At 71.7% G+C, this 19,132-nt stretch carries 18 protein-coding genes and 1 tRNA gene; 7 read left to right on the plus strand and 12 right to left on the minus strand.

What is annotated here, in order from left to right; all coding sequences use genetic code 11:
- Positions 1 to 128: 128 nt before the first annotated feature.
- Positions 129 to 614, minus strand: coding sequence for an adenylyltransferase/cytidyltransferase family protein (locus tag FJ658_RS03750; protein WP_141144039.1), 486 nt, complete (start codon positions 612 to 614; stop codon positions 129 to 131).
- Positions 614 to 2,122 carry a sugar transferase gene (locus FJ658_RS03755; protein ID WP_255447542.1) on the minus strand — a complete coding sequence of 503 codons (1,509 nt, stop codon included), beginning with the start codon at positions 2,120 to 2,122 and terminating at the stop codon, positions 614 to 616. Before FJ658_RS03755 ends, FJ658_RS03750 begins: the two co-directional genes overlap by 1 nt.
- Positions 2,123 to 2,725: 603 nt before the next feature.
- Here FJ658_RS03755 and FJ658_RS03760 point away from each other — a divergent pair.
- The 3 genes from FJ658_RS03760 (at position 2,726) to FJ658_RS03770 (ending at position 4,730) form a co-directional block, all read left to right on the plus strand.
- Positions 2,726 to 3,136 (plus strand): YchJ family protein, encoded by a 411-nt coding sequence (locus tag FJ658_RS03760; RefSeq protein ID WP_141144040.1) that lies wholly within the window; start codon positions 2,726 to 2,728, stop codon positions 3,134 to 3,136.
- 140 nt (positions 3,137 to 3,276) lie between these two features.
- A tRNA-Pro gene (locus tag FJ658_RS03765) sits at positions 3,277 to 3,350 on the plus strand.
- A gap of 429 nt (positions 3,351 to 3,779) precedes the next feature.
- Positions 3,780 to 4,730: a hypothetical protein gene (locus FJ658_RS03770; protein ID WP_141144041.1), complete on the plus strand. Its 951-nt coding sequence runs from the start codon at positions 3,780 to 3,782 to the stop codon at positions 4,728 to 4,730.
- Positions 4,731 to 4,783: 53 nt separating this feature from the next.
- Here the strand turns inward: FJ658_RS03770 and FJ658_RS03775 are convergent, their stop codons facing one another.
- On the minus strand, positions 4,784 to 5,332 hold the full coding sequence (locus FJ658_RS03775) for a GIY-YIG nuclease family protein (RefSeq protein WP_141144042.1): 549 nt from the start codon (positions 5,330 to 5,332) through the stop codon (positions 4,784 to 4,786).
- Between the two features lie 237 nt (positions 5,333 to 5,569).
- Here FJ658_RS03775 and FJ658_RS03780 point away from each other — a divergent pair, with 237 nt between their 5' ends.
- Positions 5,570 to 6,469 (plus strand): DMT family transporter, encoded by a 900-nt coding sequence (locus FJ658_RS03780; RefSeq protein ID WP_141144043.1) that lies wholly within the window; start codon positions 5,570 to 5,572, stop codon positions 6,467 to 6,469.
- Positions 6,470 to 6,863: 394 nt separating this feature from the next.
- Here the strand turns inward: FJ658_RS03780 and FJ658_RS03785 are convergent, their stop codons facing one another.
- Positions 6,864 to 7,544, minus strand: a complete 681-nt coding sequence (locus FJ658_RS03785; RefSeq protein ID WP_141144044.1) for an SDR family NAD(P)-dependent oxidoreductase — start codon at positions 7,542 to 7,544, stop codon at positions 6,864 to 6,866.
- A gap of 112 nt (positions 7,545 to 7,656) precedes the next feature.
- On the opposite strand from FJ658_RS03785, the gene FJ658_RS03790 reads away from it, so the two are divergent.
- Both FJ658_RS03790 and FJ658_RS03795 read left to right on the plus strand, forming a co-directional pair.
- Entirely contained in the window at positions 7,657 to 8,517 is an 861-nt protein-coding gene (locus FJ658_RS03790; protein WP_141144045.1) for a helix-turn-helix domain-containing protein, read from the plus strand.
- Between the two features lie 68 nt (positions 8,518 to 8,585).
- Positions 8,586 to 9,038, plus strand: coding sequence for an SRPBCC domain-containing protein (locus tag FJ658_RS03795; RefSeq protein ID WP_141144046.1), 453 nt, complete (start codon positions 8,586 to 8,588; stop codon positions 9,036 to 9,038).
- A gap of 134 nt (positions 9,039 to 9,172) precedes the next feature.
- On the opposite strand, the gene FJ658_RS03800 is transcribed toward FJ658_RS03795, so the two are convergent.
- From FJ658_RS03800 to kdpF, 7 genes are all read right to left on the minus strand, one after another.
- Positions 9,173 to 9,376 carry a cold-shock protein gene (locus FJ658_RS03800; protein WP_141144047.1) on the minus strand — a complete coding sequence of 68 codons (204 nt, stop codon included), beginning with the start codon at positions 9,374 to 9,376 and terminating at the stop codon, positions 9,173 to 9,175.
- Between the two features lie 111 nt (positions 9,377 to 9,487).
- Positions 9,488 to 10,213, minus strand: a complete 726-nt coding sequence (locus FJ658_RS03805; RefSeq protein WP_141144048.1) for a response regulator — start codon at positions 10,211 to 10,213, stop codon at positions 9,488 to 9,490.
- A complete protein-coding gene (locus FJ658_RS03810) occupies positions 10,210 to 12,723 on the minus strand; it encodes an ATP-binding protein (RefSeq protein ID WP_141144049.1) in 2,514 nt (837 codons plus the stop codon). Before FJ658_RS03810 ends, FJ658_RS03805 begins: the two co-directional genes overlap by 4 nt.
- A gap of 2 nt (positions 12,724 to 12,725) precedes the next feature.
- Positions 12,726 to 13,340 carry a K(+)-transporting ATPase subunit C gene (kdpC, locus tag FJ658_RS03815; RefSeq protein WP_141144050.1) on the minus strand — a complete coding sequence of 205 codons (615 nt, stop codon included), beginning with the start codon at positions 13,338 to 13,340 and terminating at the stop codon, positions 12,726 to 12,728.
- A 46-nt stretch (positions 13,341 to 13,386) separates the two neighbouring features.
- A complete protein-coding gene (gene kdpB, locus FJ658_RS03820; RefSeq protein WP_141144051.1) occupies positions 13,387 to 15,552 on the minus strand; it encodes a potassium-transporting ATPase subunit KdpB in 2,166 nt (721 codons plus the stop codon).
- Positions 15,553 to 15,554: 2 nt separating this feature from the next.
- Entirely contained in the window at positions 15,555 to 17,228 is a 1,674-nt protein-coding gene (gene kdpA, locus FJ658_RS03825) for a potassium-transporting ATPase subunit KdpA (protein ID WP_141144052.1), read from the minus strand.
- On the minus strand, positions 17,228 to 17,317 hold the full coding sequence (gene kdpF, locus FJ658_RS03830) for a K(+)-transporting ATPase subunit F (RefSeq protein WP_141144053.1): 90 nt from the start codon (positions 17,315 to 17,317) through the stop codon (positions 17,228 to 17,230). Before kdpF ends, kdpA begins: the two co-directional genes overlap by 1 nt.
- A gap of 278 nt (positions 17,318 to 17,595) precedes the next feature.
- Between kdpF and FJ658_RS03835 the strand changes: the two genes are divergently transcribed.
- The gene (locus FJ658_RS03835; protein ID WP_141144054.1) at positions 17,596 to 18,369 is read left to right on the plus strand and encodes an isocitrate lyase/phosphoenolpyruvate mutase family protein; all 774 of its coding nucleotides are present in this window, start codon (positions 17,596 to 17,598) and stop codon (positions 18,367 to 18,369) included.
- A 43-nt stretch (positions 18,370 to 18,412) separates the two neighbouring features.
- On the opposite strand, the gene FJ658_RS03840 is transcribed toward FJ658_RS03835, so the two are convergent.
- The gene (locus FJ658_RS03840) at positions 18,413 to 19,120 is read right to left on the minus strand and encodes an AAA family ATPase (RefSeq protein ID WP_141144055.1); all 708 of its coding nucleotides are present in this window, start codon (positions 19,118 to 19,120) and stop codon (positions 18,413 to 18,415) included.
- Positions 19,121 to 19,132 lie beyond the last annotated feature (12 nt).

Raw genomic sequence — 19,132 nt, forward strand, 5'->3', positions numbered from 1 at the left:
AGTCGCCGTGGGGGTCCGTCCAGGCGGCACCTGCCCCGAGACGTGAGCGCTCACGCCTGCTATGGCGCCGGAGACGGCGACCCCCACGACGACGTGGGGAGGGACGCGGTGGAGCGTGCGTCCGCGGTTCATGAGACCTCGTCCTCGCGAGCGTAGGCCTCGTCGTCGCCGGCGTCGAGGGGACGGCTGCCGCGGGCGAGAACGGCGATGTCGTCGAGCGCGCGGCGCAGCGAGGTGCTCGAGGTCGACATCGTGTAGGGGAAGTAGACGACCTCGACGCCGACCGAGCCCATCTGCTGCTCGACGAGGCGTCCCTTGTCGGTGCCGCGCCAGTCGTCGCCCTTGAAGAAGACGTGGAAGCGCAGGTCGTGCCACATGTCGATCTTGCTGGGGGCGTCTTCGGCGACGGCCTCGTCGACGAAGCGGATGCTGCGCACGATCTCGAGGCGCTCGGCGAGCGGGATGACCGGGGTGATGCCCTTGGTGCGCAGCAGCTTCTCGTCGCTGACGACGCCGGCGATGAGGTGGTCGCAGTGCGCTTTCGCGTGCTTGAGGATGTTGAGGTGCCCGACGTGGAAGAGGTCGAACGCGCCCGCCGCGTAGCCGATGATCATCAGTAAGCTCCCGTTCCTCGGATGACGACCTTGACGGTGCGCCACATGATCAGCAGATCGCCGGTGATCGACCAGTTCTCGACGTAGTAGAGATCGAGCCGAACGCTCTCGTCCCAGTCGAGGTCGGATCGGCCGTTGACCTGCCACATGCCGGTGAGTCCGGGCTTGATGAACAGTCGGCGCTGCACGTGGCTCTCGTATCCCTCGACTTCGAGGGGGAGCGGCGGCCGCGGCCCGACCAGGCTCATGTGCCCGGCGAGGATGGTGAAGAGCTGAGGCAGCTCGTCGAGGGAGTACTTGCGCAGCACGCGCCCGACGCGGGTCACGCGCGGGTCGTGCTTCATCTTGAACAGCACGCCGTTGCCGTCGGAGTCGGACTGCAGGGCGGCGAGTCGGGCTTCCGCATCCACGACCATGGAGCGGAACTTGAGCATCGGGAAGGTCGTGCCGCCGCGGCCGACGCGCTCCTGCCGGAACAGCACCGGTCCGGGGCTGTCGAGGCGCACGGCCAGGGCGATGAGTCCGAGCAGCGGGGCGAGGGCGAGGATGCCGCCGCCGGCGAGCACGATGTCGAGTGCCCGCTTGAGCACGTGCCGGGCGCCGCGGAACTGCGGCAGCTCGACGTGCATGAGCGGGAGGCCCTCGACCGGGCTCATGTGGATGCGCGGACCGGCGACGTCTGTGAGGGCCGACGCGAGCACGAGCTCGGCGACGGTGCCCTCGAGATCCCAGCCGAGCTGGCGGATGTAGCGACGGTCCCCGGTGGGGATGCCGGCGACGATGACGGCATCCACACCGAGGCGTGCGGCGGCCTCGGCCACGTGGTCGAGGTCGGAGACGAGGGAGACGTGCTCGCCGCCGACCTCGAGCGCGCGGTTCTTCGCTCGGGGGATGGCGGCGCCGATGACGCGGTAGCCGGCGCCGCGGCGGCGGCCGATCTGGGTGATCACGTGCTCGGCCTCACGGCGCGGGCCGACGACGATCGCTGTGGAGAGGCAGCGGCCGGCGGTGCGCTGGATTCCGAGCCAGACGCGCCAGGCCCAGCGACCGATGAGCAGTGCGGCAGTGCCGCCGACGAAGACGCCGGCGGCGACGGGCAGCCCGTCGCCGCGGTCGAGCACGGCGAGCACGATCGCGTACGAGGCGAACGATCCGACGCTCGCGGTGATCACCCGGCGGTACTCGGCGATGCCGATGCCGATCGTGCGGGTGTCGCGGGTGTGCGCCAGGGAGAGCAACCCGAGCCAGCCGACGGCGACGAGGACGAGGAGGCTCCACTCCACGTACTGCGTCGCCGCCGGTCGGCCCGGCTCGGCGATGCGGCTCGCCCAAGAGCCGGCGATCACCGCCGAGGTCACGAGGAGCGTGTCCGTGAGCGAGATGCGTCGGCGCAGCCGACGGACCCAGTCAGGATCGCTCGCCAGCGGCGACGTCATCCGCGACGCGACGCTGGTCAGCAGGGGGGTGCCGGAGGCGATCCGGCTGACGGCCTGGTCGTGCGCGGTCACGAGCGCGCTCCCCAGGCAGGGGCACCCGGGCTGGTCACGCCGCGGCGCTGCGCGGGGTGACCGCCGGCCGGGGCGGCGTGACGCACGGAGGCGTCGCGGGTGCGGGTGGGCATCGGGATCCGATCCAGAAAGGTGGGGGCGACTTTCCAGAGCAGACGATTCGGGGCAGGCCCTGTCGTCGTGCTGGGCGGATCGGCGGATGCCGGAAGAGTGCTTCGGGTGGGGGTGTGCAGACCGTCGGGAATCTTCGAGCTCCTGCCGAGCCGTCATGGCGAGCAGGCCGTGCGATGGGGATCGCACGGGGTGTTCGAGAGATCGCGTCGGGGGGTTCTTGGGCGAGAACCGCGGAGCGTCCGATGCGGGTGGGGTATTCGGGTGTTCGGGGCTCGATCGACGAAGTCGGGGGAGATCGTTGATCGGTGGTAAGTAGATTGACCCCCTGTCGGGGGGTGTGTCAATAGTGCGGGACGCTCGACTCTTGTGCTCGTGCGGATTCCTCGGTTTGCCGTCGCGTGCTCGGCCCCGTCCCTCGCCCGGAAAACCGGGGGAGTCGCGCACGTGGACGGCGCGTTCATCGGAGATGATCGACGGGTGAATTCAGGGATGACCCGGAGCGCCGCCGACGGGCTCGACGCCGACGCGCCGTGCCCCTGCGGCGCCGGCGCCTACGGCACGTGCTGCGCGCCGGCCCACGCGGGCACCGCGCCGGCGCCGACGGCCGAGCGGCTCATGCGCTCGCGCTTCAGCGCCTTCGCTCTGGGCCTCGCCGACTACCTGCTGCGCAGCTGGCATCCGTCGACCCGGCCGGCGACCCTCGAACTCGACGCCGACACGGTATGGCGTCGCTTGCAGATCGTCGACACGGCGGCCGGCGCCGAGGCGGATGCCGCGGGCAAGGTCGAGTTCCGAGCCTCGTTCCGCGGCGCTGACGGCGCAGGGGTGATGCACGAGCGCTCGCGCTTCACCCGGGTCGACGGCCTCTGGGTCTACGTCGACGGCGACCAGCTCGGCTGATGCGCTCCGCCGCGTGCTCGGGCGAATGGATGCGCGGCTCTGCTCTGCGGTGTCGGATCCGCCGTGCGGAGTGGTCGTCGCGGGGTCGCGCGTCCGGTAGGCTTGCTCATCGTGCCGGAGCGATCCGCGCACGAATGCCACGGGCTGTGGCGCAGCTTGGTAGCGCACCTGACTGGGGGTCAGGGGGTCGCAGGTTCAAATCCTGTCAGCCCGACGGCGAGGCCCGGATTCTCTCGAGAGTCCGGGCCTTCTTCATGCCCGACTCTTCCCGCGCAGCGCCATCGCGGTCCATCGAGACTTCGAGCTGGCACGGTCTGACGTCAGATGGAATGCATGGCAGGCAGCGCAGGGATGCACGCCGCACTCTGCGCGTCCAGCGCGCATCAGAGCTAGCAGGACACGACCTGCCTGGTCGATCGTCGAGTAAGGGGTCTTCGAGCAGTTCACGGGCGCCTCGGGGTCGTTGGGATGAACGACCCGCTTCGCACTGATGCGCGACCGGTGTCAGAACGCGCGTCGTGATCGACCGCGCCCGCGGGCTCCGTGAGATGAGATCCGCTGACATCCTCATCTGTGTTCTCGTCGGGAGCAAGCGCGGCGGGCGGGGCGCATCCATGTCGGCGGGGGTGCTTAGCGTGAAGGCGTGGCGGAGCCGGTGGATCAGTGGTGGGAGCGACGGCGGTTCTCCCGCGGTGTCGACGTGCCCTATCCGGTCGGCACGTATCGCGCGGCGTGGGCGTCGTATCCGGTGCTCGTGCGGTGGTTCCATCCCGATCTGAACCGGGGGTTCACGCTGTCGCAGATCCCGCCGGCGGCGGAGGTGCTGCTGCAGTGGGAGTGCGACGCCGGGCACCGCTTCGTCGCGACGCCCGAGGAGCAACGCAGCCGGCCCGGGCGCGAGCGACGGCGGTCGTCGTGGTGTCCCGAATGCCGAGAGCTCGCTCTGCGGCGCCCTATGCCGGCGCGGGCTCGACTCGCCTCCGAACGGGATGCGGCGGGCGGCGCCAGCGCGGGACCCGCGGCGCGTGGTGGTCCTCTCGAGGCAAGCACGCCCGGTGGTGGCATCAGCGTCGGCAGCGACGGCGCCACCGGAATCACGCGCCCGAAGCGCGCGGCGAAGCCGGCGCGGCCGCTGTGCGCGAAGACGCCCGCGCTCGCCGCGGGGGAGGCCTTCGTCAGCGTGTGCGCTCCCCGGCGGGCGTCGGCCGTCGAAGGGGAGCTGCACCAGCGGCTCGGCGAGCTGCTCGCGATCGACCTGGGCGCCAACGCGGTCAAGCTCTCGCGCCCGTTCTTCGACCACCTCGAGGCCTGGCCCGACGTGCTGCTGACCGAGCTGCGCGTCGCGATCGAATACGACAGCACCGGGCGGCACGGGCTCGAGCACGTCGGCCGGCGCGAAGCCGTCGACCGGCGCAAGGACCGCGCGCTGCGGGCCGCCGGATGGGAGGTCGTGCGCATCCGCACCGGACGGCTGCCCGCGCTCGGCCCGCATGACCTCGCGACGACCGGACTGACGAAGAGCCTGTGGCCACGCCTGCTCGACGAGCTGCGCGAGATCCGCGGGGCGCTGTTCGTCGACGCTTACCTGCGATGACGGCGCGGGCGCGGCACCGGGCGCTCACCCGCGCGGCCTCACCCGCGCGGCGCTCACCCGCGCAGCGCGATCGCCTCGCTGCGCCACCGCGAGTACAGCTCCCACGGGTCGCTGACGCCCGCGGTCACGGCGACGAGATGCGCATCCAGCTCGGGGGAGCGCGCGAACCACTCGGTTCGTCCGAACCGCGTCGCCGCGAACTGCTCGTGGCGGGCGCGCTCGCGGTGCCGGTCGCCGCGCTCGATGCCGATCAGCTCGTCGTGCCAGAGCTGGCGCATCCGCTGACCGAGTCGGCTGCTCGTGCCGATCTTGATGCGGTCGGCGACACGCAGGTAGTAGACGACGTCGACGCGGGCGTCGACCGCCTCGTCGTCGGGGAACTCGCCGTGCCGCCACTCGCAGACCGCGCAGAGCCAGCCCGAGGGATAGCGCACGCCGAGGCGCGAACCGCAGGCGCGGCAGGGCGACGGCAGCACGTCGTCGACGCCCGCGGTCGCCACGTCGCCGACGATCGCGAGGTGCGGCGCGCAGAGCGGCACCGGGCCGGCGGCGGCGATCTCGTCGGCCGCCGCGTCGCATCCGGGAGCGCAGCAGGTGGGCATGAGCGTGAGGGTAGAGGCGTCCGCCGACACGGCGGTGTGCGGCCATGATGCGGAGCGGAGCGGCGCGGCACAGCGGTGACCGCCGGGCACGCGTGCGCCGCGCATCCACTCGTGGCGGGATGCGCGGGAAGCTCGGCAGGAACGGGACGACGCGGTGTCGGCGCCCCTGGCTAGCCTGACGACGTCGGGCGCGTCCACTGCGGCCGACCGCGAGACGAGACCCATCCAGGAGGCGCGATGACGCGGCGCGGCGTGATCCTCTTCCTCGCGCTCGGGGTCGCGTGGGGCATCCCGTATCTGCTCATCAAGGTCGCCGTCGGCGAGCTCGAGCCGGCCATGGTGGTGCTCGGGCGCACGACGATCGGCGCGCTGATCCTGCTGCCGATCGCCCTGTGGCGACGCCAGGTGCTCGTGGTGCTGAGGCGGTGGAAGCCGCTGATCGCGTACACGATCGTCGAGATCGTCATCCCGTGGACCTTCCTCAGCAGTGCCGAGACCCGCCTGCCGAGCTCCACCTCGGGCCTGCTGCTCGCGGCCGTGCCGATCGTCGGCGTGATCGTGGCGATCCTCATGGGCCGGCCCGAGCGACTCGGCCTCGGCAACGTGCTCGGGATGCTGCTCGGCACCATCGGCGTCGCCGCGCTGGTCGGACTCGACGTCGCCGGCTCCGACCTCGTGGGCGTGGCCGAGATGGCGGTGGTCGCGGTCGGCTACGCCGTCGGCCCGGCGATCCTGGCGCGGTGGATGTCCGACCTACCGGGTCTGGGCGTCGTGACCGTGTCGCTGGCGCTCGCCGCGGTGATCGCCGTGCCGATCGTGCTGCTCGCCGGAGCGCTGCCGACCTCGGTTCCGTCGGCGCCCGTGATCGGGTCGATCGTCGGGCTGGGCCTGATCTGCAGCGCGGTCGCGTTCCTGCTGATGTTCGCCCTCATCGGCGAGGTCGGGCCGGTGCGGGCGACGACCATCACCTACCTCAATCCCGCGGTTGCGATCGCGGCGGGCGCCCTCGTGCTGCACGAGCGCATCACGGTGTGGACGATCGTCGGCTTCGTGCTGGTGCTCGCCGGATCGTTCCTCGTCACACGGCGGCGGGCGGCCGTGCCGCCCGAACCGGAGGCGGTGCCCGCGGTGAAGTGACGCGCCCGGCGGCTCGTCTCAGCGGCGAGCGATGCTGCGGAGAGCGCGGTGACGTGACGCGCGAGGTCGGCCCGCCGCCCGAGTGAGGTGCCCCTTACCTAGGATGGCCGGGTGACCTCCCCGCCGCCCCTCGACGTGCGCGGGCTGCGCATCCGTCACGAGGATCGGCCGCGCTGGACGCCGGACGGCCGCTCGGGCTGCAGATCGCGTTCTTCGCGATCAACATCGTGAGCTGCGTGGCCGCGACGGCGCTGGGCATCGCGATCGCCGGCGGGCTGCGCCGGGCCGGCGTCGCCCGCCCGGCGGCGCGCCGCCCCGCCCGACCGCAGGGGGCGACGGGCGAGGCGAGCGCGGCGGACGGGGCAGCCGCGCCCGGCGCGACGGGCGCCTCAGCTCAGTAGTCGATGCGGCCGGCCCGGTTGTGGAACTCGCCGGTCGGTCCGTCGGCGCCGAGCGTCGCCAGGCGCACCGTCGCATCCGTGCCCTCGGTCACCGTCTGGTGCCCGCCGTGCCGGTTGAAGTCGGTCGCCGTGTAGCCCGGGTCGGAGACGTTGACCCGGAACCCGGGCAGGTTCTTCGCGTACTGCACCGTCAGTGCAATCACGGCGGCCTTGGATGCGGCGTAGGGGATCGCCGGAACCGGGAACTCGTCGGTGCCCTCGGTCGTGAGGAAGCGCGGCCAGCCGACGCCCGAGGCGACGTTGACGATCACCGGATGCGCGGAGCGGCGCAGCAGCGGCAGCGCGGCCTGGGTGACGCGCACGATGCCGACGACGTTCGTGTCGAGCACCGACGCCATGGCGTCGGCGTCGAGGTCGTCGGCGGTGAACGAGGTGCCGAGGATGCCGGCGTTGTTGACGAGCACGTCGAGCTCGGGCAGCGACGCGAGGGCCGCATCCACGCTCGACTGGTCGGCGACGTCGAGCTGCACGGGGATCGCGCCGAGAGCGGCGACGGCGTCGCCCGAGGCGAGGTCGCGCATGCCGGCGTAGACGGTGTGGCCGGCCTCGATCAGGCGGCGGGCGGTCTCGAGTCCGAGGGAGCGGTTCGCTCCGGTGATGAGTGTCGTGGTCATGGCTCGAGCCTGCGCCCGACCAGCCGCGACGACCAGGCACCGTTCGACAGGGGGAACAGCAGTACCACCCAGTCACCCTCCGCGAACGGCCCGGGCGGGGCACCATGGAGGCATGGACGAGTTCGCGCAGGTGCTGCGCGCCTGGCGCGACCGGGTGCGACCCGAGGAGGTCGGCTTGCCCGCCGGCGGAGACCGCCGCACGCCCGGGCTGCGGCGTGAGGAGCTGGCCCAGCTCGCCGGCGTGAGCGTCGACTACGTCGTGCGGCTCGAGCAAGGGCGCGCTACCAACCCCTCGGCGCAGCTGCTCGCGGCGCTCGCCCGCGCGCTGCGGCTCGATGGCGGCGAGCGCGACCACCTCTACCGCGTCGCCGGGGTCGCCCTGCCGTCGGCGGGTACGGTTCCCCTGCACATCACCCCGGGCGTGCAGCGGATGCTCGATCGCTGCGCCGACACCCCGGTCGCCGTCTACTCGGCCACCTGGGATCTGCTGCGCTGGAACGAGCTCTGGGCGGCGCTGCACGGCGACCCGTCGACGCGCACCGGCATCGAGCGCAACGTCGCGTGGCGCACCTTCGTCGAGCACGACGACCACGTGACGCATTCGCCGGAGGACGCCGAGGCGTTCCAGGCGGACATCGTCGGCGACGTGCGCGCGGCCCGCGGCCGGTACCCCGACGATCCCGGGCTCAAGCGGCTCATCGCGCGCCTGCTCGAGGCCTCGCCCGAGTTCGCCCGCCGCTGGAGCACGGCGCACGTCGCCGAGCACCGCGTCAGCCGCAAGACCGTGCACGGGTCGGTCGTCGGCGACGTCACGGTCGACTGCGACGTGCTGACGGCGCCCGGAGGAGACCTGCGGCTCGTTCTCTACTCGGCCGCGCCCGGGTCGGACGACGCCGAGAAGCTGCGGCTGCTGCGGGTGGCCGGCACGCAGCGGCTCGCGCCCGAGCGGGCGGACGCCGGCGCGACCGCCTGATCCTGCGGCTGGCCCGACATGCCCGGACTGCTCTGGTGCCGGGAGTCGCTCCCGACGACACTGGGCGCATGACGACGACGCGCCACATCGAGGTCGTGCGCATCCTGCCCGACGACATCGACCGGGTGTGGGCCGCGCTCAGCACGAGCGACGGGATGCGCGGGTGGTGGTGGCGGCACTGGAACGGCGTGCGCATCCGCTTCGAGGCCGGAGTCGATGCGGACTACGCGATCGCAGCACCCGAGCAGGGCATCGAGCTCACCGGGCGGTTCACGCGGGTCGCGCATCCGGAGCACCTCGACTTCACCTGGTGCTGGCGGGATGCCGACGGCGCCGAGCCCGAGGAGCAGGTCGAGATCACGCTCGCGGCGCACGGCGGCGACGACGGCGACGGGGTCGAGCGCACCGAGCTGCGCGTGCGGCACGGCGGGCCGTGGAGCGACGACGAGCCCGGCGCCCGCAACCGCCAGGGCTGGGAGTTCACGCTCGACCAGCTCGTCGCGATGCTCGAGGGGCGCTGACGCGCTGACCTGCTGACGCCGGGCCACCGCGCCGGGCGCCGCGCATCCCTGCCGACGCCGCGACCCGGGAACGACGAAGGCCGGGCCCGACGATCATCGTCGGTGCCCGGCCTCCGCCGGTGATCAGGAGAAGATCAGAGGGCGCGGATGTTCGCGGCCTGCAGACCCTTCTGGCCCTGCTCGACGTCGAATTCGACCTTCTGTCCCTCATCGAGGTTGCGGTACCCGTTTCCGGAGATCGCGCTGAAGTGGGCGAAGACGTCGGCGGAGCCGTCGTCGGGGGCGATGAAGCCGAAGCCCTTCTCGGAGTTGAACCATTTGACGGTGCCGGTGGCCATGTCGTTCCTTGTGCTGTAGTGATGCTGCGACGAAAGCGACGCGGCGTGGTGGTCCCTGAGTCTAGGCGACTGAGGGCGTTGGAGCGTAGCCCTCAGTCAATCACGACAGCATCACGATGCTGAAGTCGTCTCATCAGGGCTCGTGGAGTCGGACTGCAGCACGAGGCGGTAGCCCATGCCGGCCTCGGTGAGCAGGTGTCGGGGCGCGGCCGGCTGCGCCTCGAGCTTCTTGCGCAGCTGCGCGATGTAGAGCCGCAGGTAGCCGGTGTCGGCGACGTGCTGCGATCCCCAGATCTCGGTCAGCAGGGTCTGGCGGGTGACGAGGCGCCCGGCGTTGCGGATCAGCAGCTCGAGCATCTGCCACTCCGTCGGGGTCAGGCGCACGGCGCTCGCCGCGGAGCCCTCGCCGCGCACGACCGTGCGCGCCGCAAGATCGACCGTCACGTCGCCGAAGCGGATGACCGGTTCGGCATCCGGCGCCGCCGTGCGGCGGGTCAGGGCCCGGATGCGGGCCATCAGCTCCTCGATCGCGAACGGCTTCGTGACGTAGTCGTCGGCGCCCGCGTCGAGCGCATCCACCTTGTCGGCCGCGACCGTGCGACCCGAGACCACGAGGATCGGCGCGGTCGTCCAGCCGCGCAGCGCCGTGATGACCTCGATGCCGTCGAGGTGCGGCATCCCGAGGTCGAGCATGTAGAGATCAGGGTGCTGCTCGATGGCCGCGGCGATCGCCGCCTTGCCGTCTCCGGCGGTGATGACGTCGTAGCCCTGTGCGCCCAGCGTGATGCGCAGGGCGCGGAGGATCTGGGGGTCGTCGTCGGCGATGAGGATCTTCATGCCGTCTCCTCGGTGCTGTCGGGATGCGCGGCCGGGTCGCGGAGCGCGGGCAGGCTCACGACCATGGTCAGGCCGCCGCCGGGGGTGTCTTCGGGGGTCAGGGTGCCGCGCATCCCCTCGACGAAGCCGCGCGACAGGGCCAGCCCGAGGCCGAGCCCGACGGAGTTGTCGGTGTCGCCGAGGCGCTGGAACGGCACGAACACGTCGCCGCGCTTCTCGGGTGGGATGCCCGGACCGCGGTCGATCACACGCAGCTCCACCTGATCGCCGAAGGAGCTCGTGGTGACCGTCACCGGCACGTCGTCCGGGCTGTGCCGCAGGGCGTTCGCCACCAGGTTGACCACGACGCGCTGCAGCAGCACGGGGTCGGCGGCGACCGGCGGCACGTCGGCGGCGAGGTCGAGCGCCACGTGATCGGGGCCGGTGCCGAGCTCGTCGAGGGCGGGCAGGATGACGTCGATCGCGTCGACCGGCTGCGTCGCGACCGCCAGGGCGCCGGCCTGCAGCCGGCTCACGTCGAGCAGGTCGGTGATGAGCCCGGCGAGGGTGCCGAGGCTCTCGTCGGCGGTCTCGAGCAGCTCGGCGCGATCGGCCGGGCTGAGTGCCGCACCGGCCGTGCGGAGTCCGCCGACGGCGGCGGTCGCGGCCGCGAGCGGGCGGCGCAGGTCGTGACTGAGCGCCGAGAGCAGGGCGCTGCGCACCTTGTCGGTCGCGGCGAGCGGCTCGACCTCGCTCGCGGTCTCGGCCAGGTCGCTGTGCTCGAGCGCGGCGTCGAGCTGCGCCGTGATGACGGCCAGCAGGCGCTGCTCCGAGGCGGCGAGGTCGGCGCCGTTCAGCTCGAGCGTCGCGCGCTCGCCGACCGCGACGCGGGTGAGCGGCGCATCCGGATCGCGCTCGCCCGACTCGGCGAGCACGGTCTCGCCGTCGAGCAGGCGCACGCGCGCCAGCCCGAAGGCCTCGCGCGTGCGTTCGACGAGCGCATCCACGGCCCCGGCGCCGCGCAGCACGCTGCCGGCGACGGTGGCCAGCAGCTCGGCCTCGCTGGCCCCCCGGCGCGCGGCGCGGGTCTGCCGGGCCGCGCGGTCGACGACGAAGCTGACCAGGATCGCGATCACGACGTAGAGCACGATCGCGAGCAGGTGCAGCGGCTCGGCGATCGTCACGGTGTAGAGCGGCTCGACGAAGAGGAAGTCGAGCGTGAGCCCCGAGAGCACGGCGGCGAACAGAGCGGGCCAGATGCCGCCGACGAGCGCGACCACGACGACCAGCAGCTGGTAGCTGAGCACGTCGCTCGTGATCGAGTCCTCGGTGCGCAGGGAGACGAGCGCCCAGCTCAGCAGCGGACCGCCGATCAGCGCGATCGCGAAGCCGGCCGCGCGTCGCCGCAGGCTCAGCGCACCGCCGAGCCGCGGCAGCCGCAGCTTGCCGCCGGCCGAGGCGTGACTGACGATGTGCACGTCGATGTCGCCCGATTCGCGGATGACCGTCGAGCCGATGCCCGGGCCGGTCAGCGCCGCCGTCAGGCGCGAGCGGCGGCTGACGCCGATCACGAGCTGGGTCGCGTTGGCTCCGCGGGCGAAGTCGACGAGCGAACGCGGGATGTCGTCGCCGACGACCTGGTGGTAGCTGCCGCCGAGCTTCTCGACGAGCGCCCGCTGCTGCGCCAGGTTCTGCGGATCGCCCTGCAGCAGGCCGTCCTGGCTGGTGACGTGCACGGCCAGCAGCTCGCCGCCGGAGGAGCGCGCGGCGATGCGGGCGCCGCGGCGCAGCAGCGTCTCGCCTTCGGGACCGCCGGTCAGGGCGACGACGACGCGCTCGCGCGCCTCCCAGGTCGAGCGGATGCCGTGCTCGGTGCGGTAGTTCTTCAGCGCCGTGTCGACCTCGTCAGCCAGCCACAGCAGGGCCAGCTCGCGCAGCGCCGTCAGGTTGCCGAGCCGGAAGTAGTTCGACAGGGCCGCATCCACCCGCTCGGCGGGGTAGATGCGTCCGCCGGCGAGACGGTCGCGCAGCGCCTGCGGGTCGAGGTCGATGACCTCGATCTGGTCGGCCGAGCGCAGCACCCGGTCGGGGATCGTCTCGCGCTGCGGCACGCCGGTGATCTGCTGCACCACGTCGCCGAGCGACTCGATGTGCTGGATGTTGACGGTCGTGATGACGTCGATGCCGGCATCCAGCAGGGTCGCGACGTCCTGCCAGCGCTTCTCGTTCGTCGAGCCGGGCGCGTTCGTGTGCGCGAGCTCGTCGACGAGGGCGATGCCGGGGCGGCGCTTCAGCACCGCCGGGAGGTCCATCTCGTCGAGGTCGACGCCGCGGTGGGCGACCTGACGCCGCGGCAGCGTCTCGAGACCCTCGATGAGCGCCGCGGTGGCGCTGCGCCCGTGGGTCTCGACGATCGCGACCACGACGTCGGCGCCCTCGTCGCGAAGACGCCGACCCTCTTCGAGCATCGTGAAGGTCTTGCCGACGCCGGGGGCGGCGCCGAGAAGCACCCGAAGCCGCCCCCTGCCCATGCTCAGCCCTTCAGACGATCGAGCGCCAGGTTCAGCTCGAGCACGTCGACCGTGGACTCGCCCAGGTACCCGAAGTCGGGGCCCTGCGTGTGCTGCTGGACCAGCTGCTTCACCTTATCCGCGCTGACCCCGCGGGCTTCGGCGACGCGGTCGATCTGGATCGCCGCGTACTCGGGGCTGATGTGCGGGTCGAGACCCGAGCTCGACGCGGTGACGGCGTCGGCCGGCACCTCGTCTTCGCTGACGCCGTTGAACTTCGCGATCGCGGCCTTGCGCTCCGTGATCGCGGCGATCAGGTCCCTGTTCTCGGGCCCCCAGTTGGAGCCCGACGACGCACCGCCGTCATAGCCGTCGCCGGCCGCCGACGGGCGGCTCTGGAAGTACTCGGGCAGCGGGTCGCCGTCCTCGTCCGTGAACGACTGGCCGATCAGCGACGAGCCGACGACATCGCCGTCGGCGTCGCGCACGAGCGAGCCGTTCGACTGCGACGGCATCAGCAGCTGGCCGATGCCGGTGATGAGCAGCGTGTAGCCGATGCCCAGCACCACGGTGAACATGAGCAGCGCGCGCACCGCGACCCCGAGGGTGCGGCTGGTGCTGCGGAGGGAGGTGTTCATTGTCTTCTCCTGGAAGCTTCTTCTCGTCGGATTCCGGAGCCGCGGCTCAGAATCCGGGGATCAGGCGCACGACGAGGTCGATGAGCCAGATGCCGATGAAGGGGACCACGATGCCGCCGAGACCGAAGACCAGCAGGTTGCGGCCGAGGATCTGGGAGGCGCCCACGGGGCGGTACTTCACGCCGCGCAGCGACAGCGGCACGAGGGCCACGATCACGAGCGCGTTGAAGATGATGGCCGACAGCACGGCCGAGGCCGGGCTGTGCAGGCCCATGATGTTCAGCACCGCGAGCTGGGGGAACACGCCGGCGAAGATCGCGGGGATGATCGCGAAGTACTTCGCGATGTCGTTGGCGATCGAGAACGTCGTGAGTGCTCCGCGGGTGATGAGCAGCTGCTTGCCGATCGCGACGATGTCGATGAGCTTCGTCGGGTCGGAGTCGAGGTCGACCATGTTGCCGGCCTCCTTCGCGGCCGACGTGCCCGTGTTCATCGCCACGCCGACATCCGCCTGCGCGAGCGCGGGGGCGTCGTTGGTGCCGTCTCCGGTCATCGCGACGAGGTTGCCGCCCTCCTGCTCCGTGCGGATGTAGGCGAGCTTCTGCTCGGGGGTGGCCTCGGCGAGGAAGTCGTCGACGCCGGCCTCCTTCGCGATCGCCGCCGCGGTCAGCGGGTTGTCGCCCGTGATCATGACGGTGCGGATGCCCATGGCGCGCAGCTCGGCGAAGCGCTCGACGAGCCCCTCCTTGACGACGTCCTTGAGGTGCACGACGCCGAGCACGCGGCCGGCGCCCGACGCGTCCTTCACGGCGACGACGAGCGGGGTGCCGCCCGACTGCGCGATGCGCTCGGTCTGCTGCTCCATCTCCGCCTCCTCGGAGGAGGAGATGCGGCGGCCGCCTTCGCTGAGCCACGCGGCGACGGCCGAGCCGGCGCCCTTGCGGATCTGCGTTCCGTCGGGGAGGTCGAGGCCGCTCATGCGGGTCTGCGCCGTGAACGGCACGAACTCGCCCGGAGTGGTCTGGTCGAACGACTCGCCGCGCTCCTTCGCCAGGTCGACGATCGAGGTGCCCTCGGGCGTCGGGTCGGCGAGCGACGACAGCGCCGCGGAGCGCACCAGCTCGGCGCGCTCGACGCCGATCATCTCGATGAACTCCGAGGCGCGGCGGTCGCCGTGGGTGATCGTGCCGGTCTTGTCGAGCAGCAGGGTCGTGACGTCGCCGGCGGCCTCGACCGCGCGGCCCGACATGGCCAGCACATTGCGCTGCACCAGGCGGTCCATGCCGGCGATGCCGATCGCGCTGAGCAGCGCGCCGATCGTCGTCGGGATGAGGCAGACCAGCAGGGCCACGAGCACCGTGATGCTCGCGGGCTCCGCCGCGTAGCTCGCGATCGGGTTCAGCGTCAGCGCGACCGCGACGAAGACGATCGAGAGGGCGGCGAGCAGGATGTTCAGCGCGATCTCATTGGGCGTCTTCTGGCGGGCGGCGCCCTCGACGAGCGCGATCATGCGGTCGACGAAGGTCTCGCCCGGCTTGGAGGTGATGCGCACCACGATGCGGTCGGAGAGCACGCGAGTGCCGCCCGTGACGGCCGAGCGGTCGCCGCCCGACTCGCGCACCACGGGGGCCGACTCGCCGGTGACCGCCGACTCGTCGACGCTCGCGATGCCCCAGATGATGTCGCCGTCGCCGGGGATGAGCTCACCGGCGGTGACGACCACGACATCCCCGAGCTTCAGGTCGGCCGACGACACCTCCACGGTGGCGGCGCCCTGAGCCGCGGCGTCGTCGGCCTCGCGGTAGTCGGTCACCCGGTGGGCGGAGGTCGAGGTGCGGGTCTTGCGCAGCGTCTCGGCCTGGGCCTTGCCGCGACCCTCGGCGATCGACTCGGCGAGGTTCGCGAACAGCACGGTCAGCCAGAGCCACACCGCGATCACGATCGTGAACGAGGCGGGCACGGCCGAGCCGCCCGAGGTGGCGGGGCCGCCCAGGAAGGGCTCGGCGATCGCCAGCACGGTGGTCAGCGCGGCGCCGACCCAGACGAGGAACATGACGGGGTTGCGCCACTGCGCCTTCGGCGTCAGCTTGCGGAACGCTCCGGGGAGCGCCGCACGCACCTGCGCCCAGCTGATCCCGCGCCGTGCGGGAGGACGAGCGCCGGTCGGCGTCGTCGGGGGCTCGGTCATCGGGGGAGAGGTGAGGGTGGACATCGTCACATCAGTCCTTCTGCGAGGGGTCCGAGCGTGAGCACGGGGAAGAAGACGAGGGCCGTCACCAGCACGGCGGTGCCGATGATCAGTCCGATGAAGAGCGGGCGGTGCGTGGGCAGCGTGCCGGCGGTGACCGGCACCTTGTCCTGCGCCGCCAGCGAGCCGGCGAGCGCGATCGTGAGGGCGATCGGCAGGAAACGGCCGAGCAGCATCGCGACGCCGAGCGCGGCGTTGAGCCACGGGGTGTTCGCGGTGAGTCCGGCGAACGCCGATCCGTTGTTGTTCGACGCGGAGGCGAAGGCGTAGACCACCTCGGAGAGGCCGTGCAGGCCCGGGTTCCAGATCGAGGTCTTCTCCATGTCGTCGCGCACGCCCGGGATGGCGAAGCTGAGCGCGACGCCGCCGAGCAGCAGGATCGGCATGACGAGGATGTAGAGGCTGGCGAGCTTGATCTCGCGCGGCCCGATCTTCTTGCCGAGGTACTCGGGGGTGCGGCCGACCAGGAGGCCCGCGATGAACACCGCGATGACGGCGATGATGAGCATGCCGTAGAGGCCCGCTCCGACACCGCCGGGCGCGATCTCGCCGAGCATCATGTTGATCATCGGCATCATGCCGCCGAGGGCGGTGTAGGAGTCGTGCATCGAGTTGACCGACCCGGTGGAGGTCAGCGTCGTCGCGGTGGCGTAGAGGATCGACTGCACGAGGCCGAAGCGCTGCTCCTTGCCCTCCATCGGAGATCCCGCCAGTTCGGGCGCCGTGCCGCGTCCGGCGAACTCGGCGGCGCCGAGCGCGACGAAGGAGATGAGCGCGAGCACGCCCATGGCGGCGAGGATCGCGTAGCCCTGGCGGTTGTCGCCGACGATCCTGCCGAAGGTGCGCGGCAGGCTGAACGGGATCATCAGCAGCAGCACGACCTGCAGGATGCTGGTCCAGGCGGTCGGGTTCTCGAAGGGGTGCGAGGCGTTGGCGTTGAAGAAGCCGCCGCCGTTCGTGCCGATCTCCTTGATGGCCTCCTGCGAGGCGACCGGTCCGCCGGGCAGCACCTGCGATCCGCCCGCGATCGTGTCGACCGTGGTGAAGCCGGCGAAGTTCTGGATCACGCCGCCCGCGAGCAGGATGATCGCCGCGACGATCGACAGCGGCAGCAGGATGCGGAAGGTGGCGCGGGTCAGGTCGACCCAGAAGTTTCCGATCGTGCCGCTGCGGCGGTAGGCGAAGCCGCGCACCAGGGCGACGGCGACGGCGATGCCGGTCGCGGCCGAGACGAAGTTCTGAACGGCCAGGCCGGCGAACTGCGTCGTGTAGCTCATGGTCAGCTCGGGCGAGTAGCCCTGCCAGTTCGTGTTGGTCACGAAGGAGATCGCCGTGTTGAAGGCGAGTCCCTCGGGCACCGGCGGCAGTCCCAGCGAATAGGGCAGGAACTGCTGCGTGCGCTGGATCAGGTAGAGGAAGACCACGCCGACGAAGCTGAAGATCAGGACCGAGCGCAGGTAGGCCTGCCAGGTCTGCTCCGAGCGGGGGTCGACACCGATCAGGCGGTAGAGACCGCGCTCGACTGCGACGTCGCGCGCGGTGGTGAACACCCAGGCCATGTAGTCGCCGAGCGGGCGGTACAGCACGGCGAGGATGACGACGACGGTCGCGAGGCTCGCGACGAGCAGGCCCCACTCCATCAGAATCGCTCCGGCTTCACGAGGGCCACGACGAGATAGACCAGGGCGCCCAGGCCGAGGACGGCGGCGACGATCTCGAAGACGATCACAGCTTCTCGACCGCCTTCCCGATCATCCCGACGAACAGGAAGAGGACGATCACGCCGGCGAGGCAGGCGATGTCGAGCACAGCAGCTCCATTCGCAAGTACACGACGGTCCCGGGGAGAGACCGTGCGCCCCGCTCGGGGCGCTGATGAGCGATACAACTCCGCCCGTGAACGCCCCTGACGCGTCCTCACGGAACCCATACGGTTCCCTGACGGATGCGAACGGTTCGCTCACGGGGAGTCGGCGCGCGGACATGCGGCTCGGCTAGCGTCGGCCGCATGAGCGACATCCAGAGCACGGCGGCCGAGCTGCGCCGCCTGTACGAGTCCGACACCATCCTCCGCGTCGTCAACGTCTGGGACGCCGTCTCGACGAAGGTCGTCGCCGACGTGCCCGGCACCACCGCGATCGCGACCGCCGGCCACTCGATCGCCGCGAGCCTCGGCTACGAGGACGGCGGGATGCCGCTCGACGTCGCGCTGACGGCGATCGAGCCGATCGTCGCCGCGACCTCGCTGCCGGTCACCGCCGACCTCGACGACGGCTACACCGAGCCGGGCGAGACGACCCGTCGCGCGATCGGCATCGGCGTGGTCGGCGCGAACGTCGAGGACCGCCTGAAGCCCTTCGACGAGTCGGTCGCCCGCGTGCGGGCGATCATCCAGGCGGCCCAGGCCGAGGGCGTCGACTTCCAGCTCAACGCCCGCACGGATGCGATCGCCCGGGGCGGCGACCGGGCGAAGGCCGACAGCATCGCGGACGCGATCGCGCGCGGCAGGGCCTTCCTCGCCGAGGGCGCGACGGCCGTCTTCGTGCCGGGCGCCGTGACCCGCGACGACGTCGAGCAGCTCGTCGCCGGCCTCGGCCGCGGCAAGCTCAGCGTGATCGGCCTCCCGGGCGCCCTGCCCGCGGCCGAGTACGAGGCGCTCGGCGTCGCCCGCATCTCCTACGGCCCGCTCGTGCAGCGCGTCGCTCTGCGCGCCGTGCGCGACCTCGCGGCCGACCTCTACAGCTCGGGCGTCATCCCGACCGACACGCCCGCGCTCAACTGAGCCGGCATCCCGCAGCAGTCCCGCGCGCCGGCGCCGCCTCGGCTCAGTCGAGGTGGCGCAGGTAGCGCTGGGGCGCATCCAGGAAGCCCCGCCAGGTGCGCACCAGTTCGAGGTCGTCGTAGTCGGCTCGTCGCATGCCCCACTCGCCGACCTCGAGGATGTCGGCATCCGGGAAGGCGGCCAGCACCGGCGAGTGGGTCGACAGCACGACCTGCGATCCCTCGGCGACGAGGTCGCGCAGAAGACCCAGCAGGGCGAGGCAGCTCGAGAGCGACAGCGCCGACTCGGGTTCGTCGAGCAGCCACAGGCCCTGGATGCGCGACCTCTCGGTCACGAGGTCGAGGAACGACTCCCCGTGACTGCGTCGGTGCAGATCCGAGGCGAACCCGACGTCCTCCAGATAGCTGAAGAAGCCGTGCATGGTCTCGGCCCGCAGGAAGAACCCCTTGCGCGACGCGCCGGCGTCGCGGGTGAGCTGGAGGTGCTCGCCCAGCTCGGACTCGGTGCGCCGCGTCGTGCTCTGAGCGCCGGTCGACCCGCCTTCGGCGTTGAGTCCGAACGCGATCGCGAGCGCCTCCACGAGCGTCGACTTGCCGACGCCGTTCTCGCCGACGATCACGGTGACCGGGCCCAGGTCGAGGCCCTCGTCGAGCACCTGGCGCACGACGGGGAGCGTGGCTGGCCAGACATCCGGGGGCAGCGGGGCGAGTGGATGCTCGTCCACGCGCCGGATCGGCAGACCGCGCGTCATCGCGTCTCCGAC

Origin of the sequence: Schumannella sp. 10F1B-5-1 (assembly GCF_006517535.1) — a bacterium.
Taxonomy (GTDB): domain Bacteria; phylum Actinomycetota; class Actinomycetes; order Actinomycetales; family Microbacteriaceae; genus Schumannella.